The organism is Capsulimonas sp., assembly GCF_039929585.1.
GTDB lineage: Bacteria > Armatimonadota > Armatimonadia > Armatimonadales > Capsulimonadaceae > Capsulimonas.
Window position 1 is genome coordinate 1 of record NZ_JBDSQY010000371.1, and the last position, 16,107, is coordinate 16,107.

Here is a 16,107-nt window from a genome sequence, read left to right on the forward strand (position 1 = left end):
CGGGCGGCGGGGACGCGTCTGCGGCAGCGCGAGGCGGCCGCTCCCCCGACGCAAGCGGCGCCGCGCCGCAGCGCGGGCAGATCCCAGCATTGTCTTCGTTGATCGACTGGCAGCGGTCGCACATCCACATAAGGGTATCCCCCTCGTCCACTGTGATACGTACGGTTCCACTATACCACGGCGAGCAATGCGTTTCCTTCCGTGATCGCCCCCAAAAGAATTACGAGGCGCTCAGCAGCGCCTCCGCCTTGCGCAGCGCCTGGGAGCGAGGATGCATTCTCATCGCGTCCCGCACTCTTCCCAGCGCTCTTTCCCGCTTATCCGTATTGTTGATCGCCAGCGCCTCGCGGTAGAGCGGCTCGGCCTGCGCCCACTGATCTTCGACGGAGTAAAGGAGCCCAAGGTTGTAGCGGGCGGTTGCTGACACCACGCTCATTTGAGCGGCGTGTCGATTGGCTTCCATCGCCTCGGGAAGGTTACCAAGACAATACAAAGACCAGCCGTAATTTGTCCATGAGGCAGGATCGCCGGGCGCGCTCACAGTCGCGATTTTCCAGTTCTCCACATCCTGTCCATACTGTCCCATGTGCTGATAGAGATCCGAGAGCGAGCTATGATACACCGGCGCATCCGGTTTCAGGGCGACGGCTTGTTTGAAATCCCGCACCGCGCGCTCGAATTCGCCACGTCTGGCGTAAACGTATCCGCGATTATGATAAAGCCGCGCCTGGACTTCCGACACGGTCGCAAGCTTGTCCTGATAGGGCATTCCCAGCACATCCGCCGCATTCCCCTGCTCTTCAATACCTTGGCGCTGCGTGAGCAGCTCAATGCCGGTGGTGTTATCCTCCACCGCCCTGTCATAGAGTCCCGCCTGAGCCTCGGCGATTGCCCGGTAGGTGTAACCATCGACTTTATTGGGACGCAGCGCCACCATTTTATCGTATTCACGGATCGCAGCAAGGTAGTTGCCGTTCCTAGAGTAATTCTGCCCCTCACTCCAAGTCCGGTTGTACTGCACTCCGGTCAGCAGTCGATCTGGTTTCCCGGTCAAATGACTTCCCACATAACCAACGGCAATTACGGACAGGACAAATATCCCAACAACAGCTCCAATGAGCAGAGGGCGTGACTTCATTCGAACTCCATTGACAAAGATCCCTGATTACTGACTGCCCACGCCGTGCACGCGCATGCGGATCGTGTAGACATGCTTGCTGGCCGTGATAAACAGGGTGCGCTTGTCATGGCCGCCAAAGCAGACGTTGCCAGTCCAATTCTCGGGGACATCGATGTGTGCGATTTGAACGCCGTCCTTGCCGAACACCGTGACTCCACGGCCCGTCAGATAGACGTTACCTTCACTGTCGATGGTCATCCCGTCCGAGCCCATCGAACAAAAGAGACGACGCTCACTCAGCGCTCCATCGCGCCCGATCGCGTAGGCGTAAGTTTTGCCGTCGCCGATGTCCGCTACATACAGTGTTTTGCCGTCCGGTGTTCCGATCAGTCCGTTCGGCTGCTTCATGTCGCCGTCGACCAGCGTCAGCTCTGTTCCATTCTTGGGAAGATAGTAGACGCCCTGGACGGCTTGCTCCATGCCGCCCCGCTTCCAGTAATCGCGCTTGTAAAGCGGATCGCTGAGATAGACTCCGGCGTCTTTGGGGCGAATCCAGACATCGTTCGGACCGTTCAGCAGCTTGCCGCCGTATGAAGTCACGACCTTCGTCACCTTCTTCTCGCGATCGATCCGCCACAGCTCATTTTCGTTGTCCGCGCAGGCCCAGAGGTTTCCCTTGCTGTCAAAGCAAAGACCATTGGAGCGGCCGCTCGGCGCCATCCAGGTCTCGATCTTGCCGTCGCCCGCCGTCCAGCGCAGGATCTTGTCGTTCGGCTGATCGGTGAAGTAGACATCGCCGTTCGCATCCGCCGCCGGCCCCTCGGTGAACGAAAATTCACCGGGCAACTGGGTGAGCTGCGCGTCCGCCTCAATCGGGCTCTTCGGCGCGCCTTCGGAGGGCGCTGCGGCGAGGCTGAAGATTATCAAGCCCGCGACGGCGATCATCAATATGTTCATCGGGAAACCTCTCTTTAGGGCCAAGCGGCGTGAAGCGTCCACTGGGGAATATTATACAGCAAGACAGAGAGAACCCGATCAAAAATTAACTTCGTCAACCAATTTGGAATTATCTGTGCGGCTTCGTGAGGAGGTAGCCAAGATATCCGCCACTAAGGGATCAAAGTGTGTACGAATTGTGAAGACGAAAAATGAAGACAGAGGAGCCCTCTCCTGCACGTTTGCAGGAGAGGGCTGAGGCTTAGGAGACTAATAAGATTCGGCGTCCGGTGTAAGTGTGTCCGAACATATCCGTCGTGCGCACCTGCACCAGATGCGTGCCCGTGGGCAGCCCTGCGGGCAGCTTCGCCGTCCAGATGTGATCGGTTTTGGTGGCGTCGTCGAGCGGAAGCCCGGGAGGCGGCTTGGGGCCAGCCTCAGCCTGCTTCATCTTCACGAAGTACGGATCTTCGATAAAGGTCGCCTGCATCGGCGCCCAATCGGATCGCCCATCCACACGCATCTCCACCACGGATCGGGGGGAGCCTGCGTAAATATTGACCAGCACATCGGCGCCGCCCGAGCTTGCCGGCGTCACGATGTCCGGGGTCGAGATATGCATCTGATCCGTCGGCAGACGACGGGCCGGGTGGAAGTCTACCGAGTACTTCAGCCCGTCGAAGGTGATGAAGGAGTAGCCGTTCGGACCGCCGTCGGTCATCGTGGTATGCGGGATACCCATTTCGTCCGGGGCGCCTTGCCACCAGCAGCCGCACACTGTGGCGTGGTTGAAGTGATGATGCGGCTGCGCGCCGCGCCAGCCGTCCTTGGCGTCCAGGAAAAGATGCTGATGGACATGGGTATGCGCGGAGATAGACAGCGCATGCGGCCGATCCTCCAGCAGCCGATACAGGTTCTCACGATCCGAGACAACGGTCAGCGGCATATGCATCGCAACGACGACCAATTTGTCTTTGGGGACGAAGGCGAGGTCGTTCTTGATAAACTCAAGCTGCGTCGCGCCCAGCTCGCCATGGAAACTGCGATGCTCCGGGCCTTCGTAATGGACGTTGTCCAAAACGACAAAGTGGACCTGCCCATAATCGAAGGCGTAATAAGTCGGACCAAAGACGCTTTTGAACGTTTCCGAACAATATGTCGTGTCCGCCGCCTCATAGTTCATATCGTGGTTGCCGCGCAGGTTATGCCACGGCAGGCCGATCTTCGCGATGGTGGCGTTGAGGCTATCGTAAAGCGAAAGGTCGTCGTACATGATATCGCCCAGGCTCAGACCAAACGCGGCGTCCACTCCGATCAGATCCTCAACCACGTCATGGGCGATGTAATCGACTTCCTTTTGATCGCGCGGCTGCGGATCACCGAACAGGACCATGCGAAACTTGCTTGGCTCTTTGCTGGGAAGCAGCGGAAAGTCTACCGACGCCGGAAGCGGCCCGGTCGGCGCGATCCCGGGATACTCGGACTTGGGCGAGCCTTTGGGCCGATGGAGATAATGGCGGCGAACCAGATTATGATCGTTGACAGGCAGCGCCCACCCATACGGCTTGATCACAAAGATAATCGCCTCGTCCTCCACCGGCAGCCGGTACCAGCCGTTCGAATCCGTCTTCACCACATCCCGGCCGTTGGAGACGAGAACGCCCTTGACGCCCACGTCGCCCGGCTTTCGCACGCCGCTCCCGTCGCGGTCATGGAAGACATAGCCTTCGGCGAAGTTCCCGGCGTTAGGAGCCGCGCCCTGAGCGGCGGCGAAGCGCTCGCCACCCAGCAGCGGCGCGAGTGTGACGCCGGCGGCAAGGGCGGCGGATCGTCGAAGAAAATCACGGCGGTCAAGAAACGTCATTGGCGTAAATTTCCATCATTGAAGAGTATTCGGCGTACGCCAGAACCAATCGGCAGGCAGCCATACTTAATCCTACCGTAAAAATGTTAAGTCAGTATTAACGCTTCCGTAAGCATGTCCGCGCTCTACCCTACCGTGATAATCCGGCGTCCGGTGTAAGTGTGTCCGAACATATCCGTGGTGCGCACCTGCGCCAGATGCGTGCCCTTTGGCAATCCCGCCGGCAGCTTGGCGGTCCAGATATGATCCGTTTTGCCCGTATCGGGAAGCGAAATACCGGGCGGAGGATTGGGGCCAGCCTCGGCCTTCTTGAGATTTACGTAGTATGGATCTTCGGTGACGGTCGGGCGCATGGGTGACCAATCCGAATGCTTACCAACCTTCATCTCCACCACGGATCGCGGCGATCCGGCGTAGACGTTGACCAGAACATCAGTATCGCCGGAGTTCGCCGAGGTCACGCCGTCCGGCGTGTAGATGTTCATCTGATCCGTCGGCAGCCGGCGGGCGGGATGGAATTCCACCGAATACTTCGGTCCGTCGAAGTCGATGAAGGAGTAGCCGTTCGGACCGCCGTCGGTCATCGTGGCGTGCGGAATGCCCATTTCGTCCGGCGCGCCCGACCACCAGCATCCGCAAACCGTGGCGTGATTGAAGTGATGGTGGGGCTGCGCGCCGCGCCAGCCGTCCTTGGCCTCCAGAAACATATGCTGATGGAAATGGGTATGGGCGGAGATGGACATAGCGTGCGGGCGGTCTTCCAGCAATCGGTAGAGGGCCTCGCGATCGTGAACGCCGGTCAGGGGAATGTGCATCGCCACCACCACCAGCTTGTCCTTGGGGACGAAGGCCAGGTCGTTCTTGATGAAGTCCAGCTGTGTCTGGCCCAGCTCGCCATGGTATCTGTGCGCCGCCGCCCCCTCGTAGGTCACATCGTCGAGGATGAGAAAGTGGACCTGGCCGTAATCGAAGGCATAATATGTGGGGCCGTAGAAGCTCTTGTACGTTTCACCAGAGTGCTGATTGTCCACGGAGTCATAGTTCACATCGTGGTTGCCGCGCAGGTTGTGCCATGGCAGACCGATTGTAGCGATAACTGAGTTCAGGCTCTCGTAGAGCGACAGATCGTCGAACATAATATCGCCGAGGCTCAGACCAAACGCGGCATCGACGCCAATCAGATCCTCAACCACGTCATGGGCGATGTAATCGACTTCCTTTTGATCGCGCGGCTGCGGATCGCCGAACAGAACCATGCGAAACTTGCTTGGCTCTTTGCTGGGAAGCAGCGGAAAGTCTACCGACGCCGGCAGTGGCCCGGTCGGCGCGATCCCGGGATACTCGGACTTGGGCGAGCCATTGGGCCGATGGAGATAATGGCGGCGAACCAGATTATGCTCGTTGACAGGCAGCGCCCACCCAGACGGCTTGATCACAAAGATAATCGCCTCGTCCTCCACCGGAAGCCGATACCGGCCGTTGGAATCCGTCTTCACCACATCTCGCCCATTGGAAACGAGAACGCCTTTGATTCCTTCATCTCCCGGCTTTCGCACGCCGCTCCCACTACGATCGTGAAAGACCACACCCTCCGCGAACGTCCCGCTCACCGGCGCTCCCGGCTCGGCGACGGCGAAGCGCTGGCCGCTCAGCAGCGGCGCAAAAGTGACGCCAGCGGCAAGGGCGGCGGAGCGGCGAAGAAAATCCCGTCGATCGAGCAGCGTCATTGGCTTTGATTCCCATTCTTGAAAAGTGTCCGAAGCGTCCAGCCAATCGGCGGACAGCTTATCACCCATGCTACCATGGAAATGTTAAGGCAAAATTAAAGCCTCACAAGCGTTCCTCATTAGTTCACCAATCTCACACAGCCCGCGTCCCCCGACACTGAGGATATTGTGAGCAGCCCCAAAACTCCGCCCCTGCGTTCGGTCCCTTTCGCGCCGTACGCCGAACCATCTCGCCCCCGCAATTTGGGCAACGATCCGATGTCGGAATGGCTGCCGGAGGTTCCATCGGGGTTATGGGATTGAATGGAGTGGCTGGCGATGCATCCACCTGCACATTCCGAATAAGCGCCAGCAGCGCGTCACCGTCCACCAGTGTCAGCGGCTTGCCGCGCGCGAAATCCATTGCGGGCGCGGTGTATCGACCAGACGAAACCACAATGGCTGCGGTCGCTCCTTCCGCCACCATTACGCCATAAATCTCACGCACGATCCGCACATCCACCGTCCGATTTTTCCAACGCTTACACTGGACAACGACTTTCTCACCGCTGCGCAGCAGCAGTAGATCCACCCCGCCATCCGGTCCAGAGCCTCCTAGTTCCTCAACGCTGTATCCCTGCCGTCGATAAGCCTCGCCAACAAGGCGCTCGAAATTGGGCCAGCTCAAGCTGCGAATGGTCTCAAGACTTTTTTGATTGTCCAGCAGCGCCCGCCGGCGCGAACGCTGCACGACAATGATCAGCCCTGCCGCAGCGAAAAAGATGGCAAAGGCCGTCATCACAGTAGGCCAGTCCGATCGCTGAGAAACGGCGAAAGATCCACCGTACACGATGGCGGCAAGAAGAAACGGCAGCCACAGTGGGCCGCGACTGAGAAGTTCGAAGAGAACGTCCAAAAGACCGTCATCACGTTTTCGAGGCATGGTAGATAAGACTAACACTTCCAATATTCACACGGTTTTCATTCGTGAGCGCAACTTTTTCTGGCTTCCAAGGTCATATAACGATATACAATGACCGAGAAAGATGAGAATGGGAAATAGTACCGAGACGCTGATCAATAAGATAACCGACTTAACCTGGTGGCCGCTGGAATTCTTGCGGCCGGCAAAGACGGCGAACATTGGAGTGAAGCTCTCTCTCCAAATATGCTCGCTCAGTATCTTGCTCATCTTAATGGCGTCAGTGCTGGCAATCGCATTGATACCGTCTGTGTTTTATTACAATGACTACGGCGTGTGGCCATCCGCAAGGTTTTCAGTTTCCATGATCAATCAAATGTGGTGGCTGCCTGTGGGCGCCGGCATCGCCTATCTCATAATCTGGCGCCCTGTCGTTTACTCATGGAACCGGAGAGCCGCTCGACTGCGACAGGAGGCCGCCATGGCTCCCTTGGCTCCTCAAGACAATGTATGGCCGCCGGCGCCCAGGGGATTCTAAAACAGCGTTCCCACGGCAAAGTAAAGATTGCGCCGGCCCTGTTCGCCGATGCTGTACCCTACGACCACTGGCCCCAAGGGAGTCTCCAGGAGGCTGCCGATGGAGATATCCTGGCGGCGGATGCTGCTTGATCCTGTGTCGGCGATTTCACCGTATTCGTACCAGCCGCCGAATTGGACGCGGGTGCTGAGGGGCGCGGGGAGGTCGATCAGGCGGTAGAGGTAGCCGCCGGTGAGCTGGAAGTAAGCGTTGCCCTGGAACTCGTTCTGGCCGTAGGCGCCCAGGCGCAGCGGGCCGCCGAGCAAGTATTTTTGCGGGACCGGGACGCGGGCGCCAAAGGATGAGCCGCCCTCGCCGACGGTGAACAGGCTGCCATGGCCGCCCCACGGAATGAAGCGCTCAACACGGATCTCCGCCATTTGGAAAGGCTTTGGCGCGCCCGGGGCTTTGAGGTAGCTGTGGACGGCGGCGTCCACGCGCACGCCGCTGGTGGGGGACAGGGCGGCGTTCAGTCTGTCGTAGGTATATCGCAGCGACGGTTCGACGACATAGCCGTGGAAACGACGCTGGTCGGCGGGACCGCCGCCGTGGATGTCTTCGTCGAAACGGCTGGCGGTGAGGCCGAAGCGAAGCTCGGAGTTGCGGTTGGGCTTGTATCCCAAGTCCAGGCCGACGCCTGCAGTGCGGCGTTTCGCCAGAGTCAACTCCGATCCTCCGGCATAAAGGTTCTGGTTGAGGTCCTGCGCGAAGACGCGAGGGGCGAGGAAAAAGCGGCCATTGGCGAATGTGTGATAGTATTCGGAGGCAAGAGACGTATCGCTCCCCAGGCGCAGGTCTGTGCGGACTTCGTCGCCGCCCGACGCCATGGTGGTGAGGCGCGCGGCAAATGTGGTCTGGATGTTGTCACGCTCGGCGCCGTTGATCTCCACGCCCAGATTGACGAACGGCGGACCGTTGCCCTTCTTCACCGCGCGAACGAGCAGACCCTCCGCGCCGCCCCGCGATGCTCGCTCGTAGCTGAGACTATCGTACATTCCACTGCCCGTCGCATCCGTCAGGGCCGCTTCGAAATCTGGAGGGTCGAGCGGCTTGCCGGCATACTTCTGGAGGCGGTCGTGGAGTCGCTCCGCTTCGGCGCCGGACACGCCGGCAATGTCGATAAAAGCCGGACGGAGGGCGGCGGCGCGGCGACGGCCGGCGCGCGCGGCGAGATACTCCCGCCACTCGTCGTCGCTCACCGAAAGCCGTTGGAGAATAGCCGCCTTGCTCTGGGCGGCGTCGTAGCCTTGTTTGATAAAGGCATCGACTTTCACAAAGTCGAACAGGCCAAGATTGCCGAGGTCCGGGGATACGATCACGTCGGCCTGCTGGAGGCTCTGACGCTGGTTGTTCACGATCGTGATCGCGGCCACCTGGCCCAGGACGTCGATCAGCGACGTCAGCGCGGACTTCTCCAGCAGCGGCTGCTGCAAATCGACCGCGACCACGATATCCGCGCCCATCGCCTTCACCTGCTTGGTCGGCAGATTGTTCAGGAAGCCGCCGTCGGCGAGCAGCTTGTCGCTGCGCGAAACCGGCGTAAAGTAACCGGGAATCGCCATGGTCGCGCGCAAGGCCGTTTCCAATGACCCGCTGGTCAGCGAAAGCGATTCCCCCTTTTCCAGATCCGTTGCAACGCACATAAACGGCGTGGGCAGCTCGTTAAAACTTTCCAGCGAGGGGTACGGCAGACAGATGCGGCTGAAGATGAGACCGATGGGCTGCCCCGGGTTCACGCCACTCGGCAGCGCGATCCCGCCGCGCCAGCCAAACTGCAAGCCGTTCGGAAAATCATGCGCATCCTCGCGCCGACGAAACGTCAGTGACTGGTACGGCGGCGACGCGCTGAGCGTTTCGGTCCAGTTCACTTCCGAGAGAAGCTTGCGGATCTCTTCCGGCGACATTCCCGACGCATACGCCCCGCCGACCAGAGCCCCCATGCTCGTTCCCGCGATGTCGTCAATCGGGATATGGTGCTCGTCGAACCACATTAGCACCCCCACATGCGCCAGCCCCAGCGCCGCCCCGCCGGACATCGCCACGCCGATTTTGGGCCGCGCGGACTTGGGAAGCGACTGCGCCTGGGCTTGGAGTGTGAAGGAGCAAAGAAACAGTACGAGGAGGGAGGTGGTTCGCGGGGAGCGGAGTTTCATGGGAGTCCATTAGCGTGCGGGATGGCGATTTCCTGCGTTGACCTGATGATTGCCAAGGCTGAGGCGCCGGCGGTTGAAACCGCCGGCGCCTCAGCGAGCGGGAAATAGGGACCCAACCCTAATGCATCGCCGTCGGCGCGGCGCCGGCCTTGGGCTTGCGCAGCAGGAACAGCGTCGGGATCGTCGCAATGCTCACGAACATGATGAACAGGAACGTGTGGTTGTAGGAGAGCATGGTCGCCTGACGCATCAGCGTTTGATCCACAATATGCAAGGCGCCCTGGTACGCCTCGGTCACGCCGTAGCCGTTCATTGTGAGCATGTGTTGGAGACCGGCGAGACGTTCGTTGAACGCCGGGTTGGCCGTGTTGGCGTTGTTCACAAGATGAGCTCTGTTGACGTGGATCTGTGAGTTCAAATATGTCGCCAGCATAGCGATGCCGATGGAGCCGCCGAGTTGTCGGGCAAGGCCCAGCAACCCCACGCCCTGATTGACTTCGGCGGGCTTGAGGTTACCGATCGCCAGCGTGTTGACCGGCACGAACAGGAAGCCGATAGAGACGCCTCGGATCAGCAGAGGCCAGAAGGTGTCGCCGACGCTGGACTGCGAGGTCAGACGCATAAACATCCACATCGCCGTTACTGAGAAGCCGATCCCCAGCAGCGTGAGAAACCGAGCATCGATCTTGGATTTTGGATCGCTGCTGATGACGCCGCAGAAGACGATACTGAACGCCGTCGCGATTCCCCCCGGAAGCATCGCCATTCCTGTCTGGTACGCCGTCATTCCCTGCACCGTCTGAGCGAGCAGCGGATACATGTATGACACTCCATAAAGGCCGAAGCCGACGGAGACGAACAGAATGATGCCCGCCGTCAGCGATCCATTCTTTAAGACACGCAGGTTCATGACCGGATGCGTATTGCGCGGCGAAAGCTGCCAGACGACCAGCGCGATCAGGCTGAGCGCGGAAATCACAGTAAGACGGAAAATTGACGGATCGGCGAACCAGTCGTTGCGCTCCCCTTCCTCCAGGACATACTGCAGCGTCCCAAGGCCCACGGTGAGCAGGCCGACGCCCGCCCAATCGACGGGTTCATCGCTGCGCGGCGCCTCCGTATCGTGGAGAAACGCGAAGACGATAAAGCCGGCCAGCGCGCCCAGCGGAATGTTAATGAAGAAGCACCAGTGCCAGGACGCGACATCCGTCAGCCAGCCGCCCAGGGACGGTCCGATCGTCGGCGCCACGACCAAGCCCATCAGGAACAGCGGCTGGACGATGGGTTGCTCTTCCGGTGGAAAAACCTGAACCAGACTCGCCTGCGCCGTGGAGATCAACGCCGCGCCAGCCGCGCCTTGCAGAATACGCCAGATGACGATCTCGCCCAGACTGTGGCTTGCGCCGCAGAAGAAAGACGCGATCGTGAAGATCATGATCGAGGCGGTCAGGTAATTTTTTCGTCCAAAGCGAGCCGTTAAGAAGGCCGTCATTGGAAGAACGACGACATTCGCCAGGATGTATCCGGTGGACACCCAGGCAATATCCTGCGTGGTGGCGCCCAAATTCCCGGCCATCTGCGCCTGCGCGACATTGACGATGGTGGTGTCGAGCACCTCCATGGCCGCCGCCAGGATCAAGCCGCCGAGGATCAGCCAGCGGTATCGAAAGTTAATCGCGGCCGCTTCGGCGGCGCCGTGTTTGCGACCGAGTTTCCCCCGGGCGCCGCCTACCATTGCAGGGCTATTCTCCATAGTTGCCGCCTCGCCCTTCCCGATCCGGCCAGATCTCCTCCAGCGCGGAACGCAGTTCGGCGCGCGCCGCCGCGAACTCCGCCGTCGCTTCTTTCAATTCGATCCCCTCTTCCGCCGACAGCAGAACGACCTTCGCGCCTTGATAGCGCTCCGCCCGCTCCCACAGACCGGCTTCCAAGACGCCGCACTCACGTCCCATTTCTTGTATCATGTCGATTTCCCTCAGAACCTCAGGCGGCTGATGATCAGACACCTAACTACATTTCGACGCAAAGTTATCTGCAAATGGCGCTCTTCGCGACACTCGCAATATTATAAGGCGGCTAATTACACAGTCGACAATTTTGCCGCCGATGGTTTATGATCGGCGGCCTTCTTCAGTACTCACATTGGAAAGGCGGCTGAACCCCTTTGATCTTGGACAGCAGCCGAACCAACTCCTGACGCTCCGCTTCGTCCAGCGGCTCCAACATATCCTTGATCGTCCGCAAGGTGCCGGGCATGTAGTCTTCCAAAAAACTGTGTGCTTTGCCCGTCATGCTGATCGCCAGCGTGCGCCGATCCTCGCTGCAATGACGCCGTTCCAAATATCCATCCCGCTCCAAGCCATCCAGCAGCCCCGTGATCGTGGCGCGCGTCACGCCTAAGTTATCCGCGATATCCGACGGCCCGGGCGCCTCATGCTCCAACAGCTCCTCAGTGAACAGATAACACAGCACGAAGAACTTGCCTTCCGAAAGGCCATACTCCTCCAGCGGCGCATTGAGCGCGAAACTCAGCGCTTTTTGCGTGTGCTTGATGGCGTTGACAGCCTCCATCGCACTGGAATCCAGATCCGGATAGCGCTGCACGATCTTTCGGAGCAGCTCCTCCTTCAAAGGAGCTTTGAGCGTCGGCGTTTCTTTTCCCATAAGTAGACTTATTATACGGCGGCTAACTAAAAGAGTCAAGCAAATTTGATTAGGGGCCGTATTTATTTTTGGGCGAACCGATTTGCGTTCGCCAGGCGCCGGGCCTGGCGAGGCGTTATTTTAAGAAGCGCTCAGGAAGAGACAGCGGCGACTTCGGGTGCGGCGCTGCGGGCTTCGTCCGTCGATACCGGTTTGCGTTGGTTCAGGTAGGGCTTTTCGAATAATCGATAGAAGACATACGCAAAAGCGATCGCGAGGAGCACGCTGAGAAAGAAGAAGGGAGTGAAGAGGGTTTCGGAGATATGCAATCGTTTTTGGATCTGCGCAAGAAAACCGAGGGCGAGGAAGTTTGTCAGATACAGGCTGTAGGAGATTCGGCCCAGCGCAAAGAACGGCTGGAGCGCCTTTGTCTGGGCGATCTTTGCGTCGAAACGGTTCAGCAGGAGCAGCATGGACGCGGAGGCTAGCCCGACAAAGAACATCAGACGGCTGCTCATCAGCGTGTCGCCTTCTTGGCCGATGTGCTCGTGCAGGAACCCAAAGACCAGAAACAGCGCGGCGGCGACGCCAAAGAACGCCTTCGGCAGCTTGCTTTCAGGATGCTTGAGAATATCGTAGACCATTCCGCCCAGCCCGAACACCGGCCAGAGATCCAGCGGATAAAAATGGTGGAACGGGACCGCAATCAGATAGACAAGAGACGCAAAGGTCAGCGCATGCAGCCCATTGAGCATAAGGCGCTCGGTGATGCGCGCCTTCGGGATAAGCAGAAAGAGCCCCACGATCAAGTAAAACGCGGCCTCATAGCAGAGTGTCCAGAAGGGAACCAGGACCGGGTCTTTGTGAAATACGAACTGGGTGAGCGTCGCCTGAGCGAAGAAGTAAAGCGGCCCCTGGTGCAGCACATCGGCGGAGGCCAACGAGCTGCCTTTGAACACGCCCTTCGCCACCAGGTAACCAGCGGCGGCGGAAAGCAGGATCGACAGGATCGCAGCCACAATATACGGCGGATAGATACGCCGAACACGCGCGCGCACAAACGTCTTGAACGGCGAATCTTTGCGCATCGCGCTGGCCGCCGCCTGTACGATACAATATCCCGAAATCACAAAGAACATCTGCACGCCCAGAAACCCGTACAGGCTCACGGCGTAAAGCGGGTTGTGCTTGAGGTTCGGAAATTGCGTTGCGAGCGCCGGCGCGCAGGCGTGCATCATCACGACCCACAGACAGGCCAGGCCTCTCCATAAGTCGAGGCTCTGATAGTAAGTCTTGCTCAATAAGTTCTCCCGGAAGTCGTGAATGTTGTCTTACCGCGGCGCAGGCGGCCATTGCCATAGATCGCGCGCGAGGCTCAGCGGCGGACTTTGGGCAAACCATCCCTGATATCGATGCGGGCAAATTCCATGCCAAAGTGACTATACCGCATGCGCCGCAACAAATACATTCACCACGACCGATTTTTCCTCTTACTCCAAATCTGTCCAGCGCAGAATGCGCATGGGGACATCCAGCCAGGCGCTCCGTCCCCCATCGGGGCTGATCTGAATGACCTTATCCCCGACCAACGCGCTCGGATCGGCCTCAATCCACTGGCGGCTTCCCAGGTACGCCATCGTATGCGCACCGCCGCTCGTCACCGCGATATCTCCCGGTCTCAACCGCGAATAATCCAATTCCCGCAAGCTTTCCGTTTCGCAGACGAGCGCTGTGCGCCCGCCATACCCTTCTCCCAGCCGCGCCGCGCTCGCATCGGTCCACCAGAGACCCACGCTTCGCCGAACCAGCGCCAAATTCCCCGTCGCCACGCCCCGCCGAAACGACGCGTCGATCATCCCCGCCCGCACCAGCCCGGAGCAGTCGATCCCCAATCGATTCTCCCCGCCCCAAACATACTTCGTCCCCAGATACGAACGCAGACTGCGAACATATTCCCCGCGCAGCCCCCGCGCGTCCGACCGCCGCCCCGGCCCCAGCCCAACCGCTAAAACGAATATCACCAAGGCGATCCCAGCAACACGCGCCGACTTAATGCGCCAGAACAACGCAAGCCCTCCCACCCAAACGATCAGCGCCAGAGCGACCGTAAGTTCGCGCCCAATATTCGTGCGAATGGGAAAGGCAAAGATGACGATAAGCAAGGCGCAAAGGCCCAGCCAGTCGCGCCGGCGGGCGGAGAAGTTGCGCCAGAAGTCAGGGCGGAGGATCGGCAACGAGCGTTCGGATGTCAGCATATATCCACAACGTGGATTTTGACGCCCGGTTTCGACAATCGCCAATATTTACTCAGAAAGCGTCAGGTCACTACGATACCCAGTTATGAAATCAGAGTTCTCATGCTCAGTCCGTAATCCACTCGATCAAGGCGCGGTTGACGGCTTCCGGCTGTTCGAGTGTTGACGCATGACCACATTCGGTCACAACCACGAGCCGAGCGTTCGGAATCGCCGCCGCCATCTCTTCTGAACTGTCCGCCGGCATCAAAGGATCACGGTCCCCGGCAAGGACGAGGGTTGGGACGGAGATGGCCGAAAGACTGGGTCGGCTGTCGATCCGCCCGATTACCGCCTCCGTCTGACGCGCGAATCCCTCCAAACCTACCGTCAGCCCCATGCGCACATTGATTTCGCGTAGGGCTGGGTCGTTCTGATGCGCCGGATGCAGGATCGCGCCCAGCGCCATGGCCAGCAGCGCGGGAAAATCGCTGGATCGGGCCTTCGCGACCAACGCTCGGCGCGGCGCAATTTGCTCGGGCGTATCGGGACGTGCCGAAGTGCTCAGCAGCGCCAGTTTGATCACACGCTCCGGCGCCTGCCGCATGATCTCCAGACAAATGTAACCGCCCATGGAGATGCCGGCGAGCGCAAAGCGCGGCGGCGCCGACGCGAGAATATTGGCGGCGATCTCCGCGATGGTTTCCCCTTCCAGCGTGGAGGCGAGGGTGACCGGCCCATAGGGCCACAAGGCGGCGACTTGAGGCGCAAAAGCCTCCGCTGAACAGAGCAATCCAGGAATGAGCACAATGGGCGTCATATTTCTCCAAGTTTCGACAAACGTCAGTATCCCAGCCTTATCTTTCCCACAAATACGAAAAGCGCGCAACCAAATCGCCGTTCCGTCGTTTACTCCAATACAGTATGTGTTAAATAAACACTTAAAGGACTGAGGGATTTCATGAGGACGGAATTTGGCTGCGCGCTGGCGGGAGTGCTGGTGATTTTGGCGTTTATGTTTGGGGTGACGGCGCTGCTAATCCATCACCACGGAGCGCAATTCGTCCCAGTCTGGCTTTCCTGTTTTTGGTGGCCGTGCGCTGTTGTCAACTTCTGGGACGCGCGCGCCGACAGTGGCAACAAACGCTCGGAGCGTGCGGCAGCGTTCCTGCGCGGAATGGGCCAGTTGGTGCTGTGCGCGTCGTTTTTCGTACGGACCTGGCCCGATGGCGTGATCATGTTTCTCATTGCCGGCCCGATGATTTTCATCATTCCGCAGATTGTAGAGCAGATCATGAAACGGTGGGATTAGTCCCTAATTTCGCCAAGAGGAATAGGAGTTCATTGGAATGCCTACCAGGTACAATCGGGGATGAATTGAGGAGCGTCACAATGATCTTATTAGCCTATCTTATTACTGGCATTTTGGGCGTAACTTTCTTGTATCACCGGATTACGTTTTATTGGCTTCCGGACTATTACATTCACAAACTGTCCAATTCTCCACACTATGAAAACCCGCATGCGGTCCGCTGCCTAGAGCGCTTGACAGCGCTTCCCGCGATCGGTGGCGTCACTGCCAACCGGCAGACGCGGTTTCGGCTTGCCAATGCTTACCGACTGACGCGCCGGTACGACGATGCGGCGGCGCTCTACACTTCTCTGCTTTCCCATCCCAGTAATTCCACGTTTCGAACCATCGTTCACAGCCGTCTTGCGGAATGCCTGGAGGGGACGAAGAATTTGGAGGGAGCGGCGGCAAACCGCGCGCAGGCTTCTGAGTTATGGCCGGGGGCGCAGCTTACGGCGAAAGGCTGCATGGAGCTCGGAACGTGTCAATAGTTTGAGACAACTTGGTCCATTATTTTTCGCGCCGATCGTCGCCTAACTCTTCGTCCTCCTTTTGGGCAGGCGGGTTGATCCAGACGGCTGTTGGCAGCGCTTCCGGAACG

General features: G+C 59.0%; 14 protein-coding genes. 2 read left to right on the forward strand and 12 right to left on the reverse strand.

Annotated features, from left to right (window positions below):
* Positions 1-220: 220 nt before the first annotated feature.
* From ABIZ35_RS28495 to ABIZ35_RS28550, 12 genes are all read right to left on the reverse strand, one after another.
* Positions 221-1,138, reverse strand: coding sequence for a tetratricopeptide repeat protein (locus ABIZ35_RS28495; RefSeq protein WP_348223339.1), 918 nt, complete (start codon positions 1,136-1,138; stop codon positions 221-223).
* Between the two features lie 27 nt (positions 1,139-1,165).
* Complete coding sequence (locus ABIZ35_RS28500) at positions 1,166-2,077, reverse strand: SMP-30/gluconolactonase/LRE family protein (protein ID WP_348223340.1); 912 nt, start codon at positions 2,075-2,077, stop codon at positions 1,166-1,168.
* 241 nt (positions 2,078-2,318) lie between these two features.
* A complete protein-coding gene (locus ABIZ35_RS28505; protein WP_348223341.1) occupies positions 2,319-3,920 on the reverse strand; it encodes a calcineurin-like phosphoesterase C-terminal domain-containing protein in 1,602 nt (533 codons plus the stop codon).
* A 125-nt stretch (positions 3,921-4,045) separates the two neighbouring features.
* The gene (locus ABIZ35_RS28510; RefSeq protein WP_348223342.1) at positions 4,046-5,647 is read right to left on the reverse strand and encodes a calcineurin-like phosphoesterase C-terminal domain-containing protein; all 1,602 of its coding nucleotides are present in this window, start codon (positions 5,645-5,647) and stop codon (positions 4,046-4,048) included.
* A 133-nt stretch (positions 5,648-5,780) separates the two neighbouring features.
* On the reverse strand, positions 5,781-6,569 hold the full coding sequence (locus tag ABIZ35_RS28515) for a restriction endonuclease (RefSeq protein ID WP_348223343.1): 789 nt from the start codon (positions 6,567-6,569) through the stop codon (positions 5,781-5,783).
* Between the two features lie 513 nt (positions 6,570-7,082).
* Complete coding sequence (locus ABIZ35_RS28520; protein ID WP_348223344.1) at positions 7,083-9,278, reverse strand: patatin-like phospholipase family protein; 2,196 nt, start codon at positions 9,276-9,278, stop codon at positions 7,083-7,085.
* A gap of 118 nt (positions 9,279-9,396) precedes the next feature.
* Positions 9,397-11,031 (reverse strand): DHA2 family efflux MFS transporter permease subunit, encoded by a 1,635-nt coding sequence (locus ABIZ35_RS28525; RefSeq protein WP_348223345.1) that lies wholly within the window; start codon positions 11,029-11,031, stop codon positions 9,397-9,399.
* On the reverse strand, positions 11,021-11,242 hold the full coding sequence (locus ABIZ35_RS28530; RefSeq protein WP_348223346.1) for a hypothetical protein: 222 nt from the start codon (positions 11,240-11,242) through the stop codon (positions 11,021-11,023). Before ABIZ35_RS28530 ends, ABIZ35_RS28525 begins: the two co-directional genes overlap by 11 nt.
* A 166-nt stretch (positions 11,243-11,408) precedes the next feature.
* The gene (locus ABIZ35_RS28535; RefSeq protein ID WP_348223347.1) at positions 11,409-11,942 is read right to left on the reverse strand and encodes a MarR family transcriptional regulator; all 534 of its coding nucleotides are present in this window, start codon (positions 11,940-11,942) and stop codon (positions 11,409-11,411) included.
* 131 nt (positions 11,943-12,073) lie between these two features.
* Positions 12,074-13,222 (reverse strand): acyltransferase, encoded by a 1,149-nt coding sequence (locus ABIZ35_RS28540; protein WP_348223348.1) that lies wholly within the window; start codon positions 13,220-13,222, stop codon positions 12,074-12,076.
* Positions 13,223-13,411: 189 nt separating this feature from the next.
* Positions 13,412-14,176, reverse strand: a complete 765-nt coding sequence (locus ABIZ35_RS28545) for an NlpC/P60 family protein (RefSeq protein ID WP_348223349.1) — start codon at positions 14,174-14,176, stop codon at positions 13,412-13,414.
* A 106-nt stretch (positions 14,177-14,282) separates the two neighbouring features.
* On the reverse strand, positions 14,283-14,975 hold the full coding sequence (locus ABIZ35_RS28550) for an alpha/beta fold hydrolase (protein WP_348223350.1): 693 nt from the start codon (positions 14,973-14,975) through the stop codon (positions 14,283-14,285).
* 141 nt (positions 14,976-15,116) lie between these two features.
* Between ABIZ35_RS28550 and ABIZ35_RS28555 the strand changes: the two genes are divergently transcribed.
* Complete coding sequence (locus ABIZ35_RS28555) at positions 15,117-15,467, forward strand: hypothetical protein (RefSeq protein WP_348223351.1); 351 nt, start codon at positions 15,117-15,119, stop codon at positions 15,465-15,467.
* 80 nt (positions 15,468-15,547) lie between these two features.
* Positions 15,548-15,997, forward strand: coding sequence for a tetratricopeptide repeat protein (locus ABIZ35_RS28560; RefSeq protein WP_348223352.1), 450 nt, complete (start codon positions 15,548-15,550; stop codon positions 15,995-15,997).
* Positions 15,998-16,107: the final 110 nt, after the last annotated feature.

Coding starts and splice junctions, on each gene's coding strand:
- ABIZ35_RS28495 (WP_348223339.1), bottom strand. CDS start 1,138: ATGAAGTCACGCCCTCTGCTCATTGGAGCTGTTGTTGGGATATTTGTC.
- ABIZ35_RS28500 (WP_348223340.1), bottom strand. CDS start 2,077: ATGAACATATTGATGATCGCCGTCGCGGGCTTGATAATCTTCAGCCTC.
- ABIZ35_RS28505 (WP_348223341.1), bottom strand. CDS start 3,920: ATGACGTTTCTTGACCGCCGTGATTTTCTTCGACGATCCGCCGCCCTT.
- ABIZ35_RS28510 (WP_348223342.1), bottom strand. CDS start 5,647: ATGACGCTGCTCGATCGACGGGATTTTCTTCGCCGCTCCGCCGCCCTT.
- ABIZ35_RS28515 (WP_348223343.1), bottom strand. CDS start 6,569: ATGCCTCGAAAACGTGATGACGGTCTTTTGGACGTTCTCTTCGAACTT.
- ABIZ35_RS28520 (WP_348223344.1), bottom strand. CDS start 9,278: ATGAAACTCCGCTCCCCGCGAACCACCTCCCTCCTCGTACTGTTTCTT.
- ABIZ35_RS28525 (WP_348223345.1), bottom strand. CDS start 11,031: ATGGAGAATAGCCCTGCAATGGTAGGCGGCGCCCGGGGGAAACTCGGT.
- ABIZ35_RS28530 (WP_348223346.1), bottom strand. CDS start 11,242: ATGATACAAGAAATGGGACGTGAGTGCGGCGTCTTGGAAGCCGGTCTG.
- ABIZ35_RS28535 (WP_348223347.1), bottom strand. CDS start 11,942: ATGGGAAAAGAAACGCCGACGCTCAAAGCTCCTTTGAAGGAGGAGCTG.
- ABIZ35_RS28545 (WP_348223349.1), bottom strand. CDS start 14,176: ATGCTGACATCCGAACGCTCGTTGCCGATCCTCCGCCCTGACTTCTGG.
- ABIZ35_RS28550 (WP_348223350.1), bottom strand. CDS start 14,975: ATGACGCCCATTGTGCTCATTCCTGGATTGCTCTGTTCAGCGGAGGCT.
- ABIZ35_RS28555 (WP_348223351.1), top strand. CDS start 15,117: ATGAGGACGGAATTTGGCTGCGCGCTGGCGGGAGTGCTGGTGATTTTG.
- ABIZ35_RS28560 (WP_348223352.1), top strand. CDS start 15,548: ATGATCTTATTAGCCTATCTTATTACTGGCATTTTGGGCGTAACTTTC.